The organism is Streptomyces sp. NPDC093097 (assembly GCF_044754325.1).
In the GTDB taxonomy this organism is placed as follows: domain Bacteria; phylum Actinomycetota; class Actinomycetes; order Streptomycetales; family Streptomycetaceae; genus Streptomyces.
The window spans coordinates 25,254-44,534 of the sequence record NZ_JBIVOW010000003.1; the positions used below are offsets into that span (position 1 = coordinate 25,254).

Annotated in this window: 16 protein-coding genes and 1 riboswitch; of the genes, 12 read left to right on the forward strand and 4 right to left on the reverse strand. The window is 73.2% G+C overall.

Annotation, left to right across the window (positions count from 1 at the left end; translation table 11 throughout):
- Positions 1–136: 136 nt before the first annotated feature.
- From ACIQE0_RS05555 to ACIQE0_RS05580, 6 genes are all read left to right on the forward strand, one after another.
- Entirely contained in the window at positions 137–1,189 is a 1,053-nt protein-coding gene (locus tag ACIQE0_RS05555; protein WP_402329301.1) for an MBL fold metallo-hydrolase, read from the forward strand.
- A gap of 151 nt (positions 1,190–1,340) precedes the next feature.
- A riboswitch (cobalamin riboswitch) is annotated at positions 1,341–1,481 on the forward strand.
- Positions 1,482–1,665: 184 nt separating this feature from the next.
- Complete coding sequence (locus tag ACIQE0_RS05560; protein ID WP_402329303.1) at positions 1,666–2,985, forward strand: prenyltransferase/squalene oxidase repeat-containing protein; 1,320 nt, start codon at positions 1,666–1,668, stop codon at positions 2,983–2,985.
- Positions 2,982–3,686 carry an SCO2322 family protein gene (locus tag ACIQE0_RS05565; RefSeq protein WP_402329304.1) on the forward strand — a complete coding sequence of 235 codons (705 nt, stop codon included), beginning with the start codon at positions 2,982–2,984 and terminating at the stop codon, positions 3,684–3,686. The genes ACIQE0_RS05560 and ACIQE0_RS05565 overlap by 4 nt, the downstream gene beginning before the upstream one ends.
- On the forward strand, positions 3,683–4,876 hold the full coding sequence (locus ACIQE0_RS05570; RefSeq protein ID WP_402329306.1) for a CbiQ family ECF transporter T component: 1,194 nt from the start codon (positions 3,683–3,685) through the stop codon (positions 4,874–4,876). The genes ACIQE0_RS05565 and ACIQE0_RS05570 overlap by 4 nt, the downstream gene beginning before the upstream one ends.
- Positions 4,873–6,495, forward strand: a complete 1,623-nt coding sequence (locus ACIQE0_RS05575; RefSeq protein WP_402329308.1) for an ABC transporter ATP-binding protein — start codon at positions 4,873–4,875, stop codon at positions 6,493–6,495. Before ACIQE0_RS05570 ends, ACIQE0_RS05575 begins: the two co-directional genes overlap by 4 nt.
- Positions 6,492–7,358: an ECF transporter S component gene (locus tag ACIQE0_RS05580; RefSeq protein ID WP_366336947.1), complete on the forward strand. Its 867-nt coding sequence runs from the start codon at positions 6,492–6,494 to the stop codon at positions 7,356–7,358. Before ACIQE0_RS05575 ends, ACIQE0_RS05580 begins: the two co-directional genes overlap by 4 nt.
- Before the next feature lie 35 nt (positions 7,359–7,393).
- Here the strand turns inward: ACIQE0_RS05580 and ACIQE0_RS05585 are convergent, their stop codons facing one another.
- A complete protein-coding gene (locus ACIQE0_RS05585; RefSeq protein ID WP_366336949.1) occupies positions 7,394–8,563 on the reverse strand; it encodes a steroid 3-ketoacyl-CoA thiolase in 1,170 nt (389 codons plus the stop codon).
- A gap of 275 nt (positions 8,564–8,838) precedes the next feature.
- Between ACIQE0_RS05585 and ACIQE0_RS05590 the strand changes: the two genes are divergently transcribed.
- The gene (locus ACIQE0_RS05590; RefSeq protein WP_402329311.1) at positions 8,839–10,071 is read left to right on the forward strand and encodes a cytochrome P450; all 1,233 of its coding nucleotides are present in this window, start codon (positions 8,839–8,841) and stop codon (positions 10,069–10,071) included.
- Here ACIQE0_RS05590 and ACIQE0_RS05595 read toward each other — a convergent pair.
- Together ACIQE0_RS05595 and ctaD are read right to left on the reverse strand one after the other, a co-directional pair.
- Positions 10,043–10,417, reverse strand: coding sequence for a hypothetical protein (locus tag ACIQE0_RS05595; RefSeq protein WP_384099795.1), 375 nt, complete (start codon positions 10,415–10,417; stop codon positions 10,043–10,045). The two genes, ACIQE0_RS05590 and ACIQE0_RS05595, sit on opposite strands and share 29 nt — an antisense overlap.
- Before the next feature lie 9 nt (positions 10,418–10,426).
- Positions 10,427–12,100 (reverse strand): cytochrome c oxidase subunit I, encoded by a 1,674-nt coding sequence (ctaD, locus tag ACIQE0_RS05600; RefSeq protein ID WP_402329314.1) that lies wholly within the window; start codon positions 12,098–12,100, stop codon positions 10,427–10,429.
- Between the two features lie 127 nt (positions 12,101–12,227).
- Between ctaD and ACIQE0_RS05605 the strand changes: the two genes are divergently transcribed.
- The 5 genes from ACIQE0_RS05605 (at position 12,228) to ACIQE0_RS05625 (ending at position 16,842) form a co-directional block, all read left to right on the forward strand.
- Complete coding sequence (locus tag ACIQE0_RS05605; RefSeq protein ID WP_366336955.1) at positions 12,228–12,767, forward strand: sigma-70 family RNA polymerase sigma factor; 540 nt, start codon at positions 12,228–12,230, stop codon at positions 12,765–12,767.
- Positions 12,760–13,797: a CU044_5270 family protein gene (locus ACIQE0_RS05610; protein WP_402329316.1), complete on the forward strand. Its 1,038-nt coding sequence runs from the start codon at positions 12,760–12,762 to the stop codon at positions 13,795–13,797. Before ACIQE0_RS05605 ends, ACIQE0_RS05610 begins: the two co-directional genes overlap by 8 nt.
- Before the next feature lie 462 nt (positions 13,798–14,259).
- On the forward strand, positions 14,260–15,741 hold the full coding sequence (proP, locus tag ACIQE0_RS05615) for a glycine betaine/L-proline transporter ProP (RefSeq protein ID WP_402329318.1): 1,482 nt from the start codon (positions 14,260–14,262) through the stop codon (positions 15,739–15,741).
- 123 nt (positions 15,742–15,864) lie between these two features.
- Entirely contained in the window at positions 15,865–16,194 is a 330-nt protein-coding gene (locus ACIQE0_RS05620) for an antibiotic biosynthesis monooxygenase (protein ID WP_366336961.1), read from the forward strand.
- Between the two features lie 84 nt (positions 16,195–16,278).
- Positions 16,279–16,842 carry a GNAT family N-acetyltransferase gene (locus tag ACIQE0_RS05625; RefSeq protein WP_402329320.1) on the forward strand — a complete coding sequence of 188 codons (564 nt, stop codon included), beginning with the start codon at positions 16,279–16,281 and terminating at the stop codon, positions 16,840–16,842.
- Here the strand turns inward: ACIQE0_RS05625 and ACIQE0_RS05630 are convergent.
- Complete coding sequence (locus ACIQE0_RS05630) at positions 16,832–18,916, reverse strand: MFS transporter (protein ID WP_366336965.1); 2,085 nt, start codon at positions 18,914–18,916, stop codon at positions 16,832–16,834. The two genes, ACIQE0_RS05625 and ACIQE0_RS05630, sit on opposite strands and share 11 nt — an antisense overlap.
- Between the last annotated feature and the right edge of the window lie 365 nt (positions 18,917–19,281).

Below are 19,281 nucleotides of genomic sequence, written 5' to 3' on the forward strand. Positions count from 1 at the left end.
CACGAAATCCGCTGCGCGGCCGATAATCCCAACTCCGCACGCACCAAGAAGGGTTGGGGCCCGCGTGAAACAGGTTCTCGTTTCCGCGCATTCCCCTACAGTTGAGCCGACGACGGCGCGGGAGGGGGCGGGACCGATGGCACCGCAGGTGATCGACCACCGGGGCGGGGTGTGGAGCATCGCCGTCCCGATACCGGACAACCCCCTCGGCCACACCCTCGTCCACCTCCTGGAGACCGACCGCGGTCCGGTGCTCATCGACACCGGCTGGGACGACCCGGACTCCTGGGACACCCTCACCGCCGGCATCACCGCCTGCGGCTTCGCCCCCGCCGACATCCACGGCGTGGTGATCACCCACCACCATCCCGACCACCACGGCCTCTCCGCGACGGTGCGGGAGACCTCCGGCGCCTGGATCGCCCTGCACGCCGCGGACACCGCGCTGGTCCGGCGCACCCGCGAGGCGGTACCGGGCCAGTGGCTCGACTACCTCGTCGCCAAGCTCACCGCGGCCGGGGCGCCGGAGCAGCACCTCGCCCCCTTACGGGCCGCCCGGCGCGGACGGACCTCGGCCGGGCGGCAACCCGCGCTGCCCGACCGGGACATCGCCCCCGGCGAGCTCCTGGACCTCCCCGGCCGCCGGATCCGCGCGATCTGGACACCGGGCCACACCCCCGGGCACGTCTGCCTCCACCTGGAGGAGACCCACCCCGTCGCCGACGGCCGCCCGGGCTTCGGCCGGCTCTTCTCCGGGGACCACCTCCTCCCCGGCATCACCCCGCACATCGGGCTCTACGAGGACCCCGACGAGGAGGCGCCCGACCTGCTCGACCGGGGCGACCCGCTCGGCGACTACCTCGACTCCCTCGCGCGCATCGCCCGCCTCGCGCCGGCGGAGGTGCTGCCGGCGCACCAGTACGCCTTCCCGGACGCGGCCGCCCGCGTCCGGGAGCTGCTCGCCCACCACGAGGAGCGCCTTGCCGACCTCCGCGCGCTGCTCCACGAACCGCTCACCGCCTGGCAGCTCGCCACGTCCATGCAGTGGAACCGCCCCTGGGAGCAGATTCCGCACGCCTCCCGCACCATCGCCGTCTCCGAGGCCGAGGCCCACCTCCGCCACCTGGTCAAACGGGGCCATGCGGAGCCGGTGGCGGGGGCGGACCCGGTGCGTTACGTGGCGGTTTAGGGGGTATTCCGCCGGACCTCCGCAGGGAGGCCGAGGCCGCGCCGGCCCCTCCCGGCGCCGACAGCCCATGCCTCCGGCACCCGCCCCAGTCAAGGGATCTTGGTCGGCCGGTGGGTTCCCCCGACGCCGTCCGGTGGCGGCAGGCGGAGCGTTAAGGTGTGCGGGACAACTTCATCCGTACCCGATCGGGGGAAGCCGGTGGAAATCCGGCGCTGACCCGCAACCGTGAGTGCGGCCGCGCGACGACGCGACCGCATGAGCCGGAGCACCCGAGGGGGCACGACCAAGGCTCCCGCCACCGGACCCGCCGCCCCCGCGGACGGCCGGTGCGCGGCACCGTCGAGGTATACGGAGCTGAGCCCGGTGCCACCGCACAGCACCCCCGAGGTGCTGCGCGGACGGTCGCCCGAGCGCGGCTCGGCTTCGTAGCCGCCGCGACTCCGACCGACCCGAGAGGCACCCATCCGATGGCCCGCATGGCCCCCCAGGCACCCGCCCCGCAGCCGCACCCCGCCGCCGCACCCCGGCCGCGCCGCGCCGCCACGGCGCTGGCCGCCATGGCGAGTGCCGCCGTGCTGGCCACCGCCGCAGCGCCCGCCGCGTACGCCGCCGGCCCGGCGACCGGAAAGCAGCTCCCCAAGGGGCTGTACGGCAGCAAGGACCCGCAGTACGACGGCGTGTGGCGGCAGTCGACGGCGCTGCTGGCGCAGCACACGGTGGGGGTGCGGCCGGCGGCGTCCGCCGTGGACTGGCTGGCGGGGCAGCAGTGCGCCGACGGGGCGTTTACGGCGTACCGGGCCGATCCGGGCACGGCGTGCGAGGCCGGCACCCTGCGGGACACCAACCAGACCGCCGCCGCGGTGCAGGCGCTGGCCGCGGTCGGCGGGCACGGCGAGGCCGTGCAGAAGGCCGTGCGGTGGCTTACGTCCGTGCAGCACAAGGACGGCGGCTGGAGCTCGATGCCCGGCGGCCAGGGCGGCGAGGTCAGTGACGCCAACTCCACGGCCGTGGTGATCGGCGCGCTCGCCGCGGCGGGCGAGAAGCCGGAGTCGGTGACGGCGCAGGGCGGCAAGTCGCCGTACGACGCGTTGCTGGGGTTCCGGCTGGGGTGCGAGGCGAAGGAGGGCGAGCGCGGGGCGTTCACCTTCCAGCTGAAGAACGCCGCGGCGAACGCCGACGCGACCGCCGCCGCGGTCACCGGCGCGCTGGGCAAGGGCTTCGTCGTGGCGCCCGCCGGGAAGTCGGCGGACCGCGCGATCAAGCCGCTGAGCTGCGAGAAGGGCGAGGACGGCGCGGACGACCGGAACGCCGTCGCGGACGCCGGCGCCGGCTGGCTGGTCGGGCAGCTGGACGCCGGCGGGCAGCATCTGAAGTCCGCGATGCCCGGTGCCGAGGACCAGCCGGACGTCGGCAACACCGCCGATGCGGTGGTCGCGCTGGCGGCCGGTTCGCACGGTGCGGCCGCGCAGAAGCCGCTGGCGTGGCTGGAGAAGAACGCCGCGGACTGGGCGAAGCAGGGCGGCCCGGCGGCCTACGCCCAGCTGATCTTCGCCGCGCATGCCACCGGCGCCGACCCGCGCGCCTTCGGCGGCACCGACCTGGTGGCCGCGCTCGACGCCACCGGGCCCAAGCCGGCCGGCAGCGGCGCGCCGTCGTCGGCCGCCGAGAAGGACGCCCGGGACAGCGGCGCCGACGGCGGCATCGGCGTGTGGTGGGTGATCGGCATCGGGCTGGCCATCGGCGCCGGCGCCGGCTTCCTGATCAGCGGCCGCAACAAGAGCAAGACCGCGCTGTGAGGCGGAACCGCACGGGGCGCCGCGGGCTGCGGCGGGCCGTCGGGGCGCTGGTGCTGGCGGGCGCGGTGGCCGGCCTCGGGGCCGGGCCCGCGCAGGCGCAGGAGTACCGGTACTGGTCGTTCTGGGACGGCGGGCCGGCCGCGGCCGGCGGCAAGGCCGGCGCGTGGGCGTACGCCACGGAGGGACCCGGCACCGCACGGCCGGCCGACGGCGCCGTGGTGGGTTTCCGCTTCACGGTGAGCGCGGACTCCGCCAAGGCCGCCACCCCGCGCACCGCCCCGGACTTCGGCGCGCTGTGCGACCGGACCCCCGCCCGGGCCGGCGCCAAGCGGATCGGTGTGGTGATCGACTTCGGTGGCGCGGCGGACGCGCCGTCGGGTGAGCACCCGCCGGCGCAGCGGACCGCCTGCGCCCGGGTGCCGGCGGACGCCCCGGCCGGCGAGGCGCTGGCGGCGGTGGCGAAGCCGCTGCGGTACGACGCCAGTGCGCTGCTGTGCGGGATCGCGGGCTATCCGCGGTCGGGCTGCGCGGAGCAGGTCGACGGCGCGAAGGCGACGTCCGGGAGCGAGGAGAAGCCCGGGAGCGGAGCGGCGGACGCGCCGGGCGGCGGAGGGCCGTCGGCCGGGCTGGTCGCCGGGATCGGTGTCGTGGTGGTGCTGGGCGCGGCCGGGGTGTGGCAGGCACGCCGGCGGCGCGGATGAGCGTCCCGCGGGCCACCCGCGGTACGGCACTGCACGCCGGCGCCTGGTGGGTGTGGGCGCTCGGCCTGGCCACGGCCGCCTCGCGCACCACCAACCCGCTGCTGCTGGGGCTGCTGGTGGGAGTGGCCGGCTATGTCGTGGCGGTGCGGCGGACGGATGCGCCGTGGGCCCGGTCGTACGGGGCGTTCGTCAAGCTGGGGCTGGTGGTGCTGGGCATCCGGCTGGTGTTCGCGTTTGTGCTGGGTTCGCCGATCCCGGGGACGCACACCCTGGTGACGCTGCCGGAACTCCCGCTTCCGGACTGGGCGAAGGGGGTGCGGATCGGCGGCCGGGTGACCGCGGAGGGGATGCTCTTCGCGCTCTACGACGGGGGGAAGCTGGCCGCGTTGCTGATCTGTGTGGGGGCGGCCAATGCGCTGGCCAACCCGGCACGGCTGCTGAAGTCGCTGCCCGGTGCGCTGTATGAGGCGGGCGTGGCGGTGGTGGTCGCCATGACGTTCGCACCGAACCTGGTGGCGGATGTGCAGCGGCTGCGCGCGGCGCGCCGGCTGCGCGGCCGTCCGGACCGTGGGGCGAAGGCCCTGTTGCAGGTCGGGGTGCCGGTGCTGGAGGGCGCACTGGAGCGTTCGGTGGCGCTGGCCGCCGCCATGGACGCCCGGGGCTACGGCCGGACGGCGCAGGTGCCGCCCGCGGTGCGGCGGCTGACGTCGGTGCTGACGCTGGGCGGGCTGCTCGGGGTGTGCGCGGGCACATACGGACTGCTCGGGGACGCCGGTGGCGGCTACGGGCTGCCGCTACTCGCGGCCGGACTGGCGGCGGCGCTGGCCGGGTTGTGGCTGGGCGGCCGCCGGTCGGTGCGCACCCGCTACCGGCCCGAGCCCTGGGGGGCGCGGGCCTGGTGGGTGGCCGGTTCGGGGGTGGCCGTCGCGGCGCTGATGATCGCGGCGAACGGCTATGCGCCGGACGCGCTGCATCCGCCGGCGGTGCCGTTGACCGCGCCGGTACTGCCGCTGTGGCCGGCGCTGTCGGTGCTGGTGGGACTGGTGCCCGCGGTGGCCGCACCGGCTCCCGGACCGGGCGCGGCGCCGGCGCGGGCCGGCGATCCGGCGCCGGGCGGCCGGCCGGCCCGCCGCTTGGGGGCCCGCCGCGGTCCCGATCCCGATCCGTTGACGAAGGAGCACGCCCGATGATCCGCTTCGAGCAGGTCTCGGTCACCTACGGGGAGGCCGGCGAACCGGCCGTCCAAGGGGTGGATCTGACCGTGGCCGAGGGGGAGTTGTGCCTCCTCGTCGGTCCGTCGGGGGTCGGCAAGTCTACCCTGCTCAACGCCGTGTGCGGGCTGGTGCCGCACTTCACCGGCGGCACCCTGCACGGCCGGGTGACGGTCGACGGGCGGGACACCCGTACCCATCCGCCGCGTGAACTGGCCGATGTGGTCGGGACGGTGGGCCAGGACCCGCTGGCGCACTTCGTCACCGACACCGTCGAGGACGAGCTGGCGTACGGCATGGAGTCGCTGGGGCTGGCGCCGGACGTGATGCGGCGCCGGGTCGAGGAGACGCTGGACCTGCTGGGCCTGGCCGAGCTGCGGGACCGGGCGATCGGCACGCTGTCGGGCGGGCAGATGCAGCGGGTGGCGATCGGTTCGGTGCTCACCGCCCACCCGAAGGTGCTGGTCCTGGACGAGCCGACGTCGGCGCTGGACCCGGCGGCCGCCGAGGAGGTGCTGGCGGTGTTGCAGCGGCTGGTCCACGACCTGGGGACGACGGTGCTGATGGCCGAGCACCGGCTGGAGCGGGTGGTGCAGTACGCGGACCAGGTCATCCTGCTGCCGGGGCCGGGCGCGGCGCCGGTGATGGGTGATCCGGCGGGCATGATGGCCGCCTCCCCGGTCCGGCCGCCGGTGGTGGAACTGGGGCGGTTGGCCGGCTGGTCGCCGCTGCCGCTGTCGGTGCGCGACGCCCGTCGCAAGGCGGCCGCGCTGCGGGAGCGGCTGGCGGCGGTGCCGCCGGCCGGACCGGCACAGCGGCCGGCGTCGGAGACCGAACCGGTCGCCGTGGTCGAGGGGCTGGGCGTCCGCCGGGGCCGGACACCGGTGCTTCAGGGTGTCGGACTGACCGTGCGGCCCGGTGAGACGGTCGCGTTGATGGGCCGTAACGGGGCGGGCAAGTCGACGTTGCTGCGCACGCTGGTGGGGATGCACCAGCCGTCGTCGGGCTCGGTGCGGGTGGGCGGCGCCGTGCCGCACCGCACGCGGCCGCGGGATCTGCTGCGCCGGGTCGGACTGGTGCCGCAGGACCCGCGCGATCTGCTGTCGGCGGACACGGTGGCGGCGGAGTGCACGGCCGCGGACCGGGACGCGAACGCGCCCGAGGGGCGGTGCCGGGAGCTGGTGTCCCGGCTGCTGCCGGGGGTGCGGGGATCGGCGCATCCGCGCGATCTGTCCGAGGGGCAGCGGCTGGCGCTGGCGCTCGCGGTGGTGCTGGCCGCGCGGCCGCCGCTGCTGCTGCTCGACGAGCCCACCCGGGGTCTGGACTACGCGGCCAAGGCCCGGCTGGTCGAGGTGGTGCGGGGCCTGGCCGCCGAGGGGCAGGCGTGCGTACTGGCCACGCATGACGTGGAGTTGGCGGCCGAACTGGCCCACCGGGTGGTGATCCTGGCGGACGGGGAGGTGGTCGCCGACGGTCCGACCGAGGACGTGGTGGTCTCCTCCCCCGCCTTCGCCCCGCAGGTGGCCAAGGTGCTGGCGCCGCTGCCGTGGCTGACGGTGTCGCAGGTGGCCCGTGCGCTGGAAGGGGCGCCGGCATGACGGCGGCGGCCGGGCGGGTGCGGGCGGTCCGGCTCGGGCCGCGGTCGGTGGTGGCGCTGTGCCTGGTGTCGGCGATCGGGGTGGTGGCCTTCGGATGGCCGCTGCTGGCCGGTTCGGGGTCGGGGCTGGCGCATTCGCAGGACGCGCCGTGGCTGTTCGCCGCGCTGCTGCCGCTGCTGCTGGCGGTGGTGGTGGCGAGCATCGCGGACGCCTCCCCGGCCGCGGGCGGGGGCAGCCCCGGTCTGGACGCGAAGGCGATCGCCATGCTGGGGGTGCTGGCCGCGGCGGGGGCGGCCCTGCGGCCGTTGGGTGCGGGCACCGCGGGCATCGAGCCGATGTTCTTCCTGATGGTGCTCTCGGGGCGGGTGCTCGGGCCGGGGTTCGGGTTTGTGCTGGGGTCGGTGTCGATGTTCGCGTCGGCGCTGCTGACCGGTGGTGTGGGCCCGTGGATGCCGTTCCAGATGCTGTCGATGGGGTGGGTGGCGATGGGCGCCGGGCTGCTGCCCGGGGCCGAACGATGGCGCGGACGCCGCGAGTTGGCACTGCTGGCCGGGTACGGCGCGGTGGCGTCGGTCGCCTACGGACTGGTGATGAACCTCCAGGGGTGGCCGTACATCGGCGGACTGGGGTCGGGGGTCTCCTTCGTGCCCGGTGACCCGCTCTCCGCCAACCTGCCGCGCTTCCTGGCGTACTGCCTGGCCACGTCGCTGGGGTGGGATCTGCCGCGGGCGGCGGTCACGGTCGTGCTCACGCTCACCCTCGGCGGGACGGTGCTCAGGGCGCTGCGCCGGGCCACCCGCCGGGCCGCGTTCGAGGCGCCGGTGGCGTTCACCGCGCCGTCCGGTCCGCCGGGCGGATCCTGACGGCTCCGGCGGGGGCGGGCCGGGATACGGGGCGGCTACAGCCGCTGGATGATCGTCGCGGTCGCCTGGGCCCCGCCGGCGCACATGGTGATCAGCGCGAACTCCTTGTCGCGGCGCTCCAGTTCGTGCAGGGCGCTGGTGATCAGGCGGGCGCCGGTGGCGCCGACGGGGTGGCCCAGGGCGATGGCGCCGCCGTTGACGTTGACCTTCGTGAGGTCCTGGTCGAAGACCCGGGTCCAGGACAGCACGACGGAGGCGAACGCCTCGTTGATCTCGACGAGGTCGATGTCCTTGAGGGACATGCCGGCCTTGCCCAGGACGGCGCGGGTGGCGTCGATCGGCCCGTCGAGGTGGAAGTGCGGGTCGGAGCCGACGAGGGCCTGGGCGACGATGCGGGCGCGCGGGGTGAGGCGGAGGGCGCGGGCCATCTTCTTGGAGGCCCACAGCAGCGCGGCGGCGCCGTCGGAGATCTGCGAGGAGTTGCCGGCGGTGTGGACCGCGGTGGGCATCACCGGCTTGAGCCGGCCCAGCGCCTCCATGCTGGTGTCGCGCAGTCCCTCGTCGCGGTCGACCAGCCGCCACATGCCCTGGCCCGCGGTCTGCTCGTCCTCGGTGGTGGGCACCTGGACGGCGAAGGTCTCCCGTTTGAAGCGCTCCTCGGCCCAGGCGGCGGCGGCGCGTTCCTGGGAGATCAGGCCCAGCGCGTCGACGTTCTCGCGGGTCAGACCGCGGTGGCGGGCGATGCGCTCGGCGGCCTCGAACTGGTTGGGCAGGTCCACGTTCCACTCGTCGGGCCAGGGCTTGCCGGGGCCGTGCTTGGAGCCGCTGCCGAGCGGGACGCGGGACATCGCCTCGACGCCGCAGCCGATGCCGACGTCGATGACACCGCCGGCGATCATGTTGGCGATCATGTGGTTGGCCTGCTGCGAGGAGCCGCACTGGCAGTCGACGGTGGTGGCCGCGGTCTCGTAGGGGAGGCCCATGGCGAGCCAGGCGTTGCGGGCGGGGTTCATGGACTGTTCACCGGCATGGGTGACGGTGCCGCCGACGACCTGTTCGACGCAGTCGGGCTGGATGCCGGTGCGGGCGAGGAGTTCGCGGTACGTCTCACCCAGGAGATAGGCGGGGTGGAGGTTGGCGAGCGCGCCGTGGCGCTTGCCGATGGGGGTCCGTACGGCTTCGACGATGACGGGTTCGGCGGGCATGACTCAACTCGTCCTCTCCTCGCGTCCGCGGGCGACGGGGGCGCCCACGGAGGGAAGAACTAGTACGCGTTCTAGTTCTGCGACCAGTCTCATGAGCCGCCCGGCGCGGCGCAAGAGGGCGGCAACGGCCTTGTGCGCAAGAGGTGTTGCCGTGAGCCTTGCCACTTGCCGAACGCCTGGCTACCTTCACCGCGACCTGTATCTGATAGTTCGTCAGACGCGTTAGGGTGGCGGCCCATCAGGGCGTTCGCCGCCGGCTGGACCAGGAGTCGCCAATGCACTGCCCCGCGCTGCCCGACGGGTTCGACTTCACCGATCCCGACGTCTACCAGTCCCGGGTCCCGCTCCCGGAGTTCGCCCTGCTGCGCCGGACCGCGCCGGTGTGGTGGAACGCCCAGCCGCACGGCCTCGCCGGCTTCGGCGACGACGGCTACTGGGTCGTCACCCGCCACCAGGACGTCAAGGAGGTCTCCACCAAACCGGAGGTCTTCTCGGCCAACCTCAACACCTCGATCATCCGCTTCAACCCGGGGATCTCCCGCGACCAGATCGAGGTCCAGAAGCTGATCATGCTGAACATGGACCCGCCGGAGCACACCCGGGTCCGGCAGATCGTGCAGCGCGGCTTCACCCCGCGGGCCGTACGGGCGCTTACGGAGGCGCTGCGCCGACGGGCCGAGCACATCGTCGCCGAGGCCCGGCGCAGCGGCTCCGGCGACTTCGTCACCGACATCGCCTGCGAGCTCCCCCTCCAGGCGATCGCGGAGCTCATCGGCATCCCGCAGGAGGACCGGGCCCGGATCTTCGACTGGTCGAACAAGATGATCGCCTACGACGACCCGGAGCTGGCGATCACCGAGGAGGTCGGCGCCAACGCGGCCATGGAGCTGATCTCGTACGCGATGAACCTCGCCTCGGCCCGCAAGCAGTGCCCGGCCGGCGACATCGTCAGCCGGCTGGTGGCCGCCGAGCACGAAGGGAACCTCGGCTCGGACGAGTTCGGGTTCTTCGTGCTGCTGCTGGCGGTGGCCGGCAACGAGACCACCCGCAACGCCATCACCCACGGTATGCACGCCTTCCTCACCCACCCCGAGCAGTGGGAGCTCTACCGGCGCGAGCGCCCGGCGACCGCGGCCGAGGAGATCGTGCGGTGGGCGACCCCGGTGGTCTCCTTCCAGCGGACCGCGACCCAGGACACCGAACTGGGCGGCGCGCGGATCAAGAAGGGCCAGCGGGTGGGGATCTTCTACTCCTCCGCCAACCACGACCCTTCGGTCTTCGACCGCCCCGAGGTCTTCGACATCACCCGCGACCCCAACCCCCACCTGGGCTTCGGCGGCGGCGGACCGCACTTCTGCCTGGGCAAGTCGCTGGCCGTCCTGGAGATCGACCTGATCTTCCAGGCCATCGCGGACGCCATGCCCGGGATCTCCCTGGTCGGCGACCCGCGACGGCTGCGCTCCGCCTGGCTCAACGGGGTCAAGGAACTCCGGGTGCGCTACCGGTGAAGGAGAACACCGCCACGGCGAGCACCTCCAGGACGCCGATGCCCAGCAGCGCGACCACCATCCGGCGGCGCAGCGCGCGATAGGCGCCCTCGTACTCGGTCCGCAGCGCGGCGCTGCGGACCGCGATGCGCTCCAGATAGGAGCGGGACTGTTCGCGCTGCTCGCGGCAGTAGTGCGCCGCGACGTCCTCCCGCTGCGAGGCGGTGAGCCAGGGCAGCCGGGCGCAGAACTCCTCCGCCCGGGTGCGGGCCTGCTCCCGCTCCGCCTCCCACAGCAGGAAGCCCTCGATCTCGTTGATCGCCTCGGCCATCCGGACGTCCTCGCCCCTACCGGTCTCCTCAGCCATGGGGTTCCCTCACACCTCGTTCGTGGCCGCGACGTCCGGGTGGTGCAGGTCGAACGCCGGGGATTCGGTGCGGATACGCGGCAGGGAGACGAAGTTGTGCCGCGGCGGCGGGCAGGACGTGGCCCACTCCAGCGAACGGCCCCACCCCCACGGGTCGTCCACCTCGATCTTCTCGCCGTACTTGGCGGTCTTCCAGACGTTGTAGAAGAACGGCAGGATCGACAGGCCGAGCACGAACGAGAAGATGGTCGAGACGGTGTTCAGAGCGGTGAAACCGTCGGCGGCGAGATAGTCGGGAATACGGCGCGCCATGCCCTCGGCGCCCAGCCAGTGCTGGACCAGGAACGTGCCGTGGAAGCCGACGAACAGCGTCCAGAAGGTGATTTTCCCCAGCCGCTCGTCGAGCATCTTGCCGGTGAACTTCGGCCACCAGAAGTGGAATCCGGCGAACATCGCGAAGACGACCGTGCCGAAGACGACGTAGTGGAAGTGGGCCACCACGAAGTACGAGTCGGAGATGTGGAAGTCCATCGGCGGCGACGCCAGGATGACGCCGGTCAGACCACCGAAGACGAAGGTGATCAGGAAGCCGATCGCCCAGAGCATCGGCGTCTCGAAGGACAGCGAGCCCTTCCACATCGTGCCGATCCAGTTGAAGAACTTCACACCGGTCGGCACGGCGATCAGGAACGTCATGAAGGAGAAGAACGGCAACAGCACGCCGCCCGTCACGTACATGTGGTGCGCCCAGACCGTCACCGAAAGGCCGGCGATGGAAATCGTCGCGGCGATCAGACCGATGTAACCGAACATCGGCTTCCGGGAGAAGACCGGAATGACCTCGGAAATGATGCCGAAGAACGGCAGGGCGATGATGTACACCTCCGGATGCCCGAAGAACCAGAAGAGGTGCTGCCAGAGCAATGCACCGCCATTTGCCGCGTCGAAGACATGGGCTCCGAACTTGCGGTCCGCCTCCAGGGCGAAGAGCGCGGCGGCCAGCACCGGGAAGGCGAGCAGGACCAGCACACCGGTCAGCAGCACGTTCCAGGTGAAGATCGGCATCCGGAACATCGTCATGCCGGGGGCGCGCATGCAGATGATGGTGGTGATGAAGTTGACCGCGCCGAGGATGGTGCCGAAGCCGGAGAGGGCCAGGCCCATGATCCACATGTCGGCACCGACACCGGGCGAGTTGACGGCGCCCGACAGCGGCGCATAGGCGAACCAGCCGAAGTCCGCGGCCCCTTGCGGGGTGAGGAAGCCCCCCACCGCGATCAGCGAACCGAAGAGGTAGAACCAGTAGGCGAGCATGTTCAGCCGCGGGAACGCCACATCGGGCGCGCCGATCTGGAGCGGCATCATCCAGTTCGCGAAACCGGCGAACAGCGGCGTCGCGAACATCAGCAGCATGATCGTGCCGTGCATCGTGAACGCCTGGTTGAACTGCTCGTTCGACATCAACTGGTGCCCTGGCCTGGCCAGTTCGGCGCGCATCAGCAGCGCCAGCACACCGCCGACGCAGAAGAAGGCGAAGGCGGTCACCAGGTACATCGTGCCGATGGTCTTGTGGTCGGTGGTCGTCAGCCACTTCACCGGGTTCCGCGGCGGGGCGGGCCGCACGGCGGCGGACCGCTGCGCCGCGGCCCCGTCCGCCGGGGACGACATTGCGGGGAGCTTCATGTCCCGTTGGTGTCCGCCTGCCCGCCGATCGTCACCGCCGACGGCCCGGAACGGCCGGTGGGGGCCCGTGCGATGAGTCACGTGGGAGGGGTGTGACGATCGGGGCGGTGCCGGACACAGGGGTTTCATGAGCACGGACGACGCCTTCGCCGAGGCCTATCGCGCGCACTACTGGGCGGTCAGCCGCTTCGTGGCGCGGCGGCTGGACGCCCCGGCACACGAGGTCGAGGAGGTGGTGGCGGACGTCTTCTCCATAGCGTGGCGGCGGCGCACCGAACTCCCCGATCCGCCGCTGCCCTGGCTGTACGGGGTGGCCCGGAACTGCCTGGCCAACACGGTGCGCGGGATGGGCCGCTACCGGCGGCTGCTGCACCGGCTCGGCAACCACGAGGCGGCGCACGGCCGGCAGACGGTGGCAAGCCCGGACACCGAGCAGCCCGGTTCCTGGGTGCACGAGGCGCTGGACCGGCTCTCGGACACCGACCAGGAGGTGCTGCGGCTGACCGCCTGGGAGGAACTGAGCGTCGAGGAGCTGGCAGTGGTCCTCGGCTGCGGCCGGAGCGCGGCGGCCATGCGGCTGCACCGGGCCCGGCGCCGCCTGCGCGCGGAGATCGACCGTACCCGGACCACGGTGTCCGTACGAGGAGGAGGCGACGGCCATGAGTGACGAACTTCAGCTGCTGCGCGCGGCCAACCCGGTGCCGGCCGGCGAAGGCCGCTGGCGGGACCGCCCGCTGGACGCCACCGCGGAGCGCGGCCTCAACCGCCTGCTGCACAGCACCCGCACCCGGCGGGCCCGGCGCCGCCTGGTGCTGCGCGCCGAGGCGGCCGTACTGGCGCTGGTCGCGGTGCTCGCCTTCACCCTCAGCGAGGCCGGCAGCAGCACGGCCGTCGCGGCGCCCGCCGCGCTGGTGCTGCGCACCGAGGCGCCCGCCCCCTCGCTGGACGCGCTGGCCCGCATCGCCGCGGAGCGGGCCCGGACGGCCGGCCCCGGGGACGGGCCGCGGCGCGGCAGCCACCTCCAGAGCTGGAGCCTGTCCATGGGGACCGGGCCGGACGCGGCGCCCCCGGTGACCGTCCCCGAGGAGCGGATCACCCGCTGGAACGGCGACGGCAGCGGCTCCGAACTGGTCATGGCCACCGACCCCCGGCACCCGGGCCGGCCGGTCATCCACGACGACGACGGCCACTGGCGGACCGTCAGCGACGGGAAGGTGCTGCACCGCGCGACCTACCCGCCCGGTTCGGGCGCGGCACACGACGGCCTCGCCGCCCGGACCCGGCCGCCGACCGACCCCAAGGCGCTGCGCGCGCTGCTCACCTCCCTCTACGGGGCGGCCGGCGACGACGAGGGCGGTGCGGCGGCCGTCCCGCGGCTGCTGATGGCGCTCTCCTCGTTCCGTCAGGAGTGGACGCCGGGCCTCCGGGAGACCGCGGCCATCGTGCGGCTGCTGGCGGACACCGGGGAGCTGCGGCCGGCCGGCGCGGTCACCGACCGGCTGGGCCGGCGCGGCCTGGCGTTCGTGCACGACGGAGGGGGCGGCGCCACGGACGCCGCGGACGCCACCCGCCAGATGGTGATCCTCGATCCGCACACCGGCCAACTCCTCGGCACGGAGATCACCTTCACCAAGGACCTGCCCGACTTCCGGATCACCGCGGGCCAGGTGATGTCGTACGAGGCATGGATGCCCTGAGGCGGACGCCGCCGCTGCCGTCCAAGTGGCGGGGCGCCTGGCGGTGGCCGATCCTGGAGGGACGCGACGATCCTTCGGCGCGGTGGGGCTGCACGCACCACCGCGCCGTTTCCGTATGCGGTCCCGTGTCCGCTCCCTTCCGCGGGCCCCGTATCCGCCGTTCCCCCTGCGTTTCCGCAGGCGGCCGAGCACGTCCGGGACCGCCGCCCGCCCGCGTGACGCACGCCACGATCCCGCCGCGGTTGCAGTCGATCCCCGCGACATGGGTCACAGACACCGGCTCCGGAAAATAGTTCGGATACGTACGTTTGCCCAGCGAGGAGCGGGTAGGCGGGCGACTGCGCGGTCAGCCGCACACTGTCCGTGATGGCCCGGTCTGCCCGTATGGTCGTCCCTCGCCCCGTCACGCCATGGCGGTGCAGGTCCTTGTAGTCGTCCCAGAGAGCGCAGGCGAGCGAGCACGTGCCGACGAAGTCCCCCCTAGCGTCCGGGCCCGGTACCGGCGTCGGCCGGAACGCCGACGCGACCCCGGAGCCGAAGCAGGAAGCCCCCCGACCGCAGTCCTCAGGCGAGGTCACCGTCGTCGAACCGGCGATGGTCAAGCGCGCAGTGTCGGCGGCCGCCCTCGGCAACGCGATGGAGTGGTTCGACTTCGGCGTCTACAGCTACATCGCGGTCACCCTCGGCCATGTCTTCTTCCCGTCCGGGAACCCGACCGCGCAGCTGCTCTCGACCTTCGGCACCTTCGCCGCGGCGTTCCTGGTGCGCCCGCTCGGCGGGATGTTCTTCGGCCCGCTCGGCGACCGCATCGGCCGCCAGAAGGTCCTCGCCATCACCATGATCATGATGGCCGTGGGCACCTTCGCCATCGGCCTGATCCCGTCGTACGCCACGATCGGCGTCGGCGCACCGATCCTGCTGCTCGTCGCCCGCCTGGTGCAGGGCTTCTCCACCGGCGGTGAGTACGGCGGCGCCTCCACCTTCATCGCCGAGTACGCGCCCGACAAGAAGCGCGGATTCCTCGGCAGCTGGCTGGAGTTCGGCACCCTCGCCGGCTACGTCGGCGGCGCCGGCCTGGTCACCCTGATGACCGCGCTGCTGTCCACCGACGACCTGCACTCCTGGGGCTGGCGGATCCCGTTCCTGATAGCCGGCCCGATGGGCGTCATCGGCCTCTACCTGCGGATGCGGCTCGAAGAGACCCCGGCCTTCGCCCGGTTGGAGAAGGAGGCGCACGCCAAGGAGAAGGCGCGCCGCGAGGCCGAGAAGCGCATCGGCCTGCGCCAGATGGTCTTCGGCCAGTGGCGCGCGATGCTGCTCTGCGTCGGCCTGGTCCTGGTCTTCAACGTCACCGACTACATGCTGCTGTCGTACATGCCGAGTTACCTCACCTCGGAGCTCAAGTACGACGAGACGCACGGCCTGTTGGTCATCCTGGCCGTCATGGTCGCGATGATGTGCGCCCAGCCGTTCGTGGGCAAGCTGTCCGACCGGTTCGGCCGGCGCCCGGTCATCGCCACCGGCTGCGTGGGCTTCCTGGTGCTGTCGGTGCCGGCGATGCTGCTGATCCGGCAGGGCTCGCTGGCCGCCATCGCGCTCGGCCTCGGCGCGCTCGGCCTGCTGCTGGTGTGCTTCACCGCCGCGATGCCCTCGGCGCTGCCCGCGCTCTTCCCGACCAAGGTCCGCTACGGCTCGCTGTCGATCGCGTTCAACATCTCGGTGTCGCTCTTCGGCGGCACCACCCCGCTGGTGGTCACCGCCCTGATCGGCGCGACCGGCAACAAGATGATGCCCGCCTACTACATGATGGCGGCCGCCGTGATCGGCGGCATCGCGGTCCTCCTGATGTCCGAGACCGCCCGCAAGCCGCTCCCCGGCTCCCCGCCCGCGGTCGAAACCGAGGCCGAGGCCCGCCGGCTGACCCAGGCGGCCACGGCACACTGATCCGCCCCGCACCTCCCGGCAACGGCCGGCCGCCGGACCTCTCCAGGTCCCGGCGGCCGGCCGTTCCTCTTACGGGGCGAGCCCCGGGCGGTGGCCCCGGGGGCCGTACGGCACGATGGGCCCATGAGCATCGTCAAGATCAATGTGCTGACCGTCCCCGCCGAGCAGCGGGAGGTCCTTGAGAAGCGCTTCGCCTCCCGGGCCGGAACCGTCGATGCGGCGGACGGCTTCGAGTGGTTCGAGCTGCTGCGCCCCGTCGAGGGCACCGACCAGTACCTCGTCTACACCCGCTGGCGCGACGAGGCGTCGTTCCAGGCGTGGATGGAGGGGCCGATGAAGGCCGCCCACCAGCACGGCGGCGAGGGCGGCGAGCGGCCCAAGCCCGCCGCCACCGGCTCGAACCTGTGGTCCTTCGAGGTCGTGCAGCAGGCCGCGCCCAAGTCCGCGGAGTAGTCGGCCGGTTGCCGGGCCGCCGCGGCCCTCGGGGCGGGCAAAATCGCTTGCGGGGTGCGGGCCCGGCGCCGGGAGAATGGCGCCATGTGCGCCTCTGCTGCCCTCTCCTGGTCGATCACCGCCGAGCCGGCTGGTTCGGCGGTGGCCCGCGGCCTGCTGCGGGAGTACTACACCGACGTGGCCGACCGCTACTACGCGCTGCACGAGGGGCGGCGCTCGACTCCGCAGGAGATCGACGAGGGGGTGGCCGAATATCCGCTCGACGCGCTGGCGCCGCCGCACGGGGTACTGCTGGTGGCCCGGCGCGACGGTGAGCCGGCCGGCTGCGCGGGGACGCGGCTGATGGACGCCCGGACCGCCGAGTTGAAGCAGGTGTTCGTGCGGCCCGACAGCCGTGGTCTGGGCGCCGCGGGCGCGCTGCTGCGCGCCGCGCATGCGGCCGCGGCCCGGCTGGGCGCCGAGCGCATCCGGCTGGACACCCGGCGGGACCTGACGGAGGCCATCGCCCTGTACCGGCGGCACGGCTACCGGGAGATCGCCCCGTACCACCACGACGACCCCTACGCGGAGATCTTCTTCGAGAAGCAGCTGGAGCCGGCGGCGAGCGGGACGAGCCCCAACGGGTCCGTCCGACCGGCTACTTGGTGAGGTCCGGGGGCTGCGGGGACCGGGTGCGGACCGGGCTTCGCGGCATCGGCCGGCGGGCGTCGCCGTTGCCCGGCTCCTCCTCGTCGGAGCCGGAGAGCTCCGCGGTCAACTCCCGGACGAGCTCGGTGAGATCGGTGGGCCGGTCCTTGGTCCACCAGTCGCCCAGCAGCTCCGCCAGCGACTCCTGACGGGCCCGTGAGAGCCGCTCCGCGACCTCCCGGCCCTGATCGGTGAGGAGCAGCAACAGCCCCTCGCGCGCGGCCAGCCGGCGCTCCTCGATCTGGCGGACGCCCTCGGTGATCACCCCGAGCGGCACCCGGGTGCGTTCGGCGAGCAGCGCCGGCTCCACCGTCCCGCAGCGCTGGATGCGCAGCAGCAGCCAGCTGGCGGCCGGTTTGAGGTCCAGGCCGGCGCGGGCGGTGATCTTCTCGTAGACGTCCTTGCGGCCGGCCGCGCTGCCGAGCTTGGACAGTGCGCGGGCGACCTCCTCGCGGGAGGACCGTTGCACGGGGTTGGAGCAGAGCACCTCGCTGGTGTCGGGGGCGGTGACGCTGCCGCGCAGCGGCTCCTCCTTGAGGAACCAGGCCAGCACGAACGCGACCAGGACGAGCGGGACCGCGTAGAGGAAGACGTCGGTGATGGAGGTGGAGTAGGCGGCGAGGACGCCGCCGGCCTGGGCGGGCGGCAGCTTGGCGAGCGTGCGCGGGTCCTGGGCGATCGTCGACGGCGAGACGCCGGGCGGCATCGGCTGGCCGGCCAGGGCGTCGGCGATCCGCGGGCCGAGCCGGCTGGCGAAGATCGTGCCGAAGAGGGAGACGCCGAACGAGGCGCCGATGGAGCGGAAGAAGGTGGCGCCCGAGGTGGCCACCCCCAGGTCCTCGTAGGCGACGGCGTTCTGCACGATCAGCACCAGCACCTGCATGACCAGGCCGAGGCCGAAGCCGAAGACGAAGAAGTAGGTGCTCGTCAGGGCGACGCCGCTGGTCGGGTCGAGCTGGTGCAGGAGCAGCAGGCCGACGACGACCACGGCGGTGCCGGCGAGGGGGAAGACCTTGTAGCGGCCGGTACGGGAGACGATCTGGCCGGAGGCGGTCGAGGACAGCAGCATGCCGAGCACCATCGGCAGCATGTGCACCCCGGACATGGTCGGCGAGACCCGGTGGACGACCTGGAGGAACGTCGGCAGGTACGTCATCGAACCGAACATCGCGAAGCCGATCACGAAGCCGATGACCGCGCAGAGGGAGAAGGTGCGCAGGGCGAACAGGCGCAGCGGGATGACCGGTTCCGCGGCCCGGCGCTCGACGAGGACGAAGGCGAGGAGCAGCACCGCGCCGAGTCCGGCCAGCAGCGCGGTCTGCCAGGAGGCCCACGGGTAGCTGACGCCGCCGAGCGAGGTCATCAGGACCAGGCAGGCGGCGACCGAGGCGATCAGGGCGGTGCCCAGGTAGTCGATGCGGTGCGGGGTGCGGCGGGCCGGGATGTGCAGGACGGCGGCGATGACGGCGAGCGCGATCATGCCGATGGGGACGTTGATGTAGAAGACCCAGCGCCAGCTGAGGTGGTCGACGAAGAGGCCGCCGAGCAGCGGCCCCAGGACGCTGGCGCCGCCGAACACGGCGCCGAACAGCCCCTGGTAGCGGCCGCGTTCACGGGGCGGCACGATGTCCCCGACGATCGCCATCGACAGCACGATCAGACCGCCGCCGCCCAGGCCCTGGAGGGCCCGGAAGCCGATCAGCTGCCCCATGTTCTGCGCGATACCGCAGAGCACCGAGCCGACGAGGAAGATCACGATGGCGGCCTGGAAGAGCTTCTTGCGGCCGTACTGGTCGCCGAGCTTGCCCCACAGGGGCGTGGCCGCGGTGGACGCCAGCAGATAGGCGGTGACCACCCAGGAGAGGTGGTTCAGGCCGCCGAGGTCGCTGACGATGGTGGGCAGCGCGGTGGCGACGATGGTCTGATCGAGTGCCGCGATGAGCATGCCGAGGAGCAGCGCGCCGATCGCGACGAGGACCGTCCGCCGGGAGCGGTCCGCACCGGGAACGGCCGGGGCTCTGGTGTCCTGCGCCATGAGCGTCCTCTCCCTCGTGTGCCGGGTGCCCCTCCCGTGCCGGGCCCCTCGTCCGTACGGGCTCGGGTCGTCCCTGCGGGCTCGCGCTGCTCGTCACCTGCGCGTGCTTGCCGTCCTGGCCCTGTGCCCGCCCGGCCCTGGCCGTGCGCGTCCCGGCCGGACCGCGTCCTCGCCCCGGCCGAGCGCTCGGGCTCGGCCTCGCGGGGCTTGTCTCCATCGTGGGCGGTTCCGTCCGATATGGCCCGCCGGACGGGTGGGGCCGCCCCCGGGGCGCGCGGGTGGGCGGCGGCCCCAGGGGCCGAGGGACGCTTCGGGCGGTACCGGGAGACGTCGGGCGGATGTCCCGGAGCGCCTGCGGGACCGGC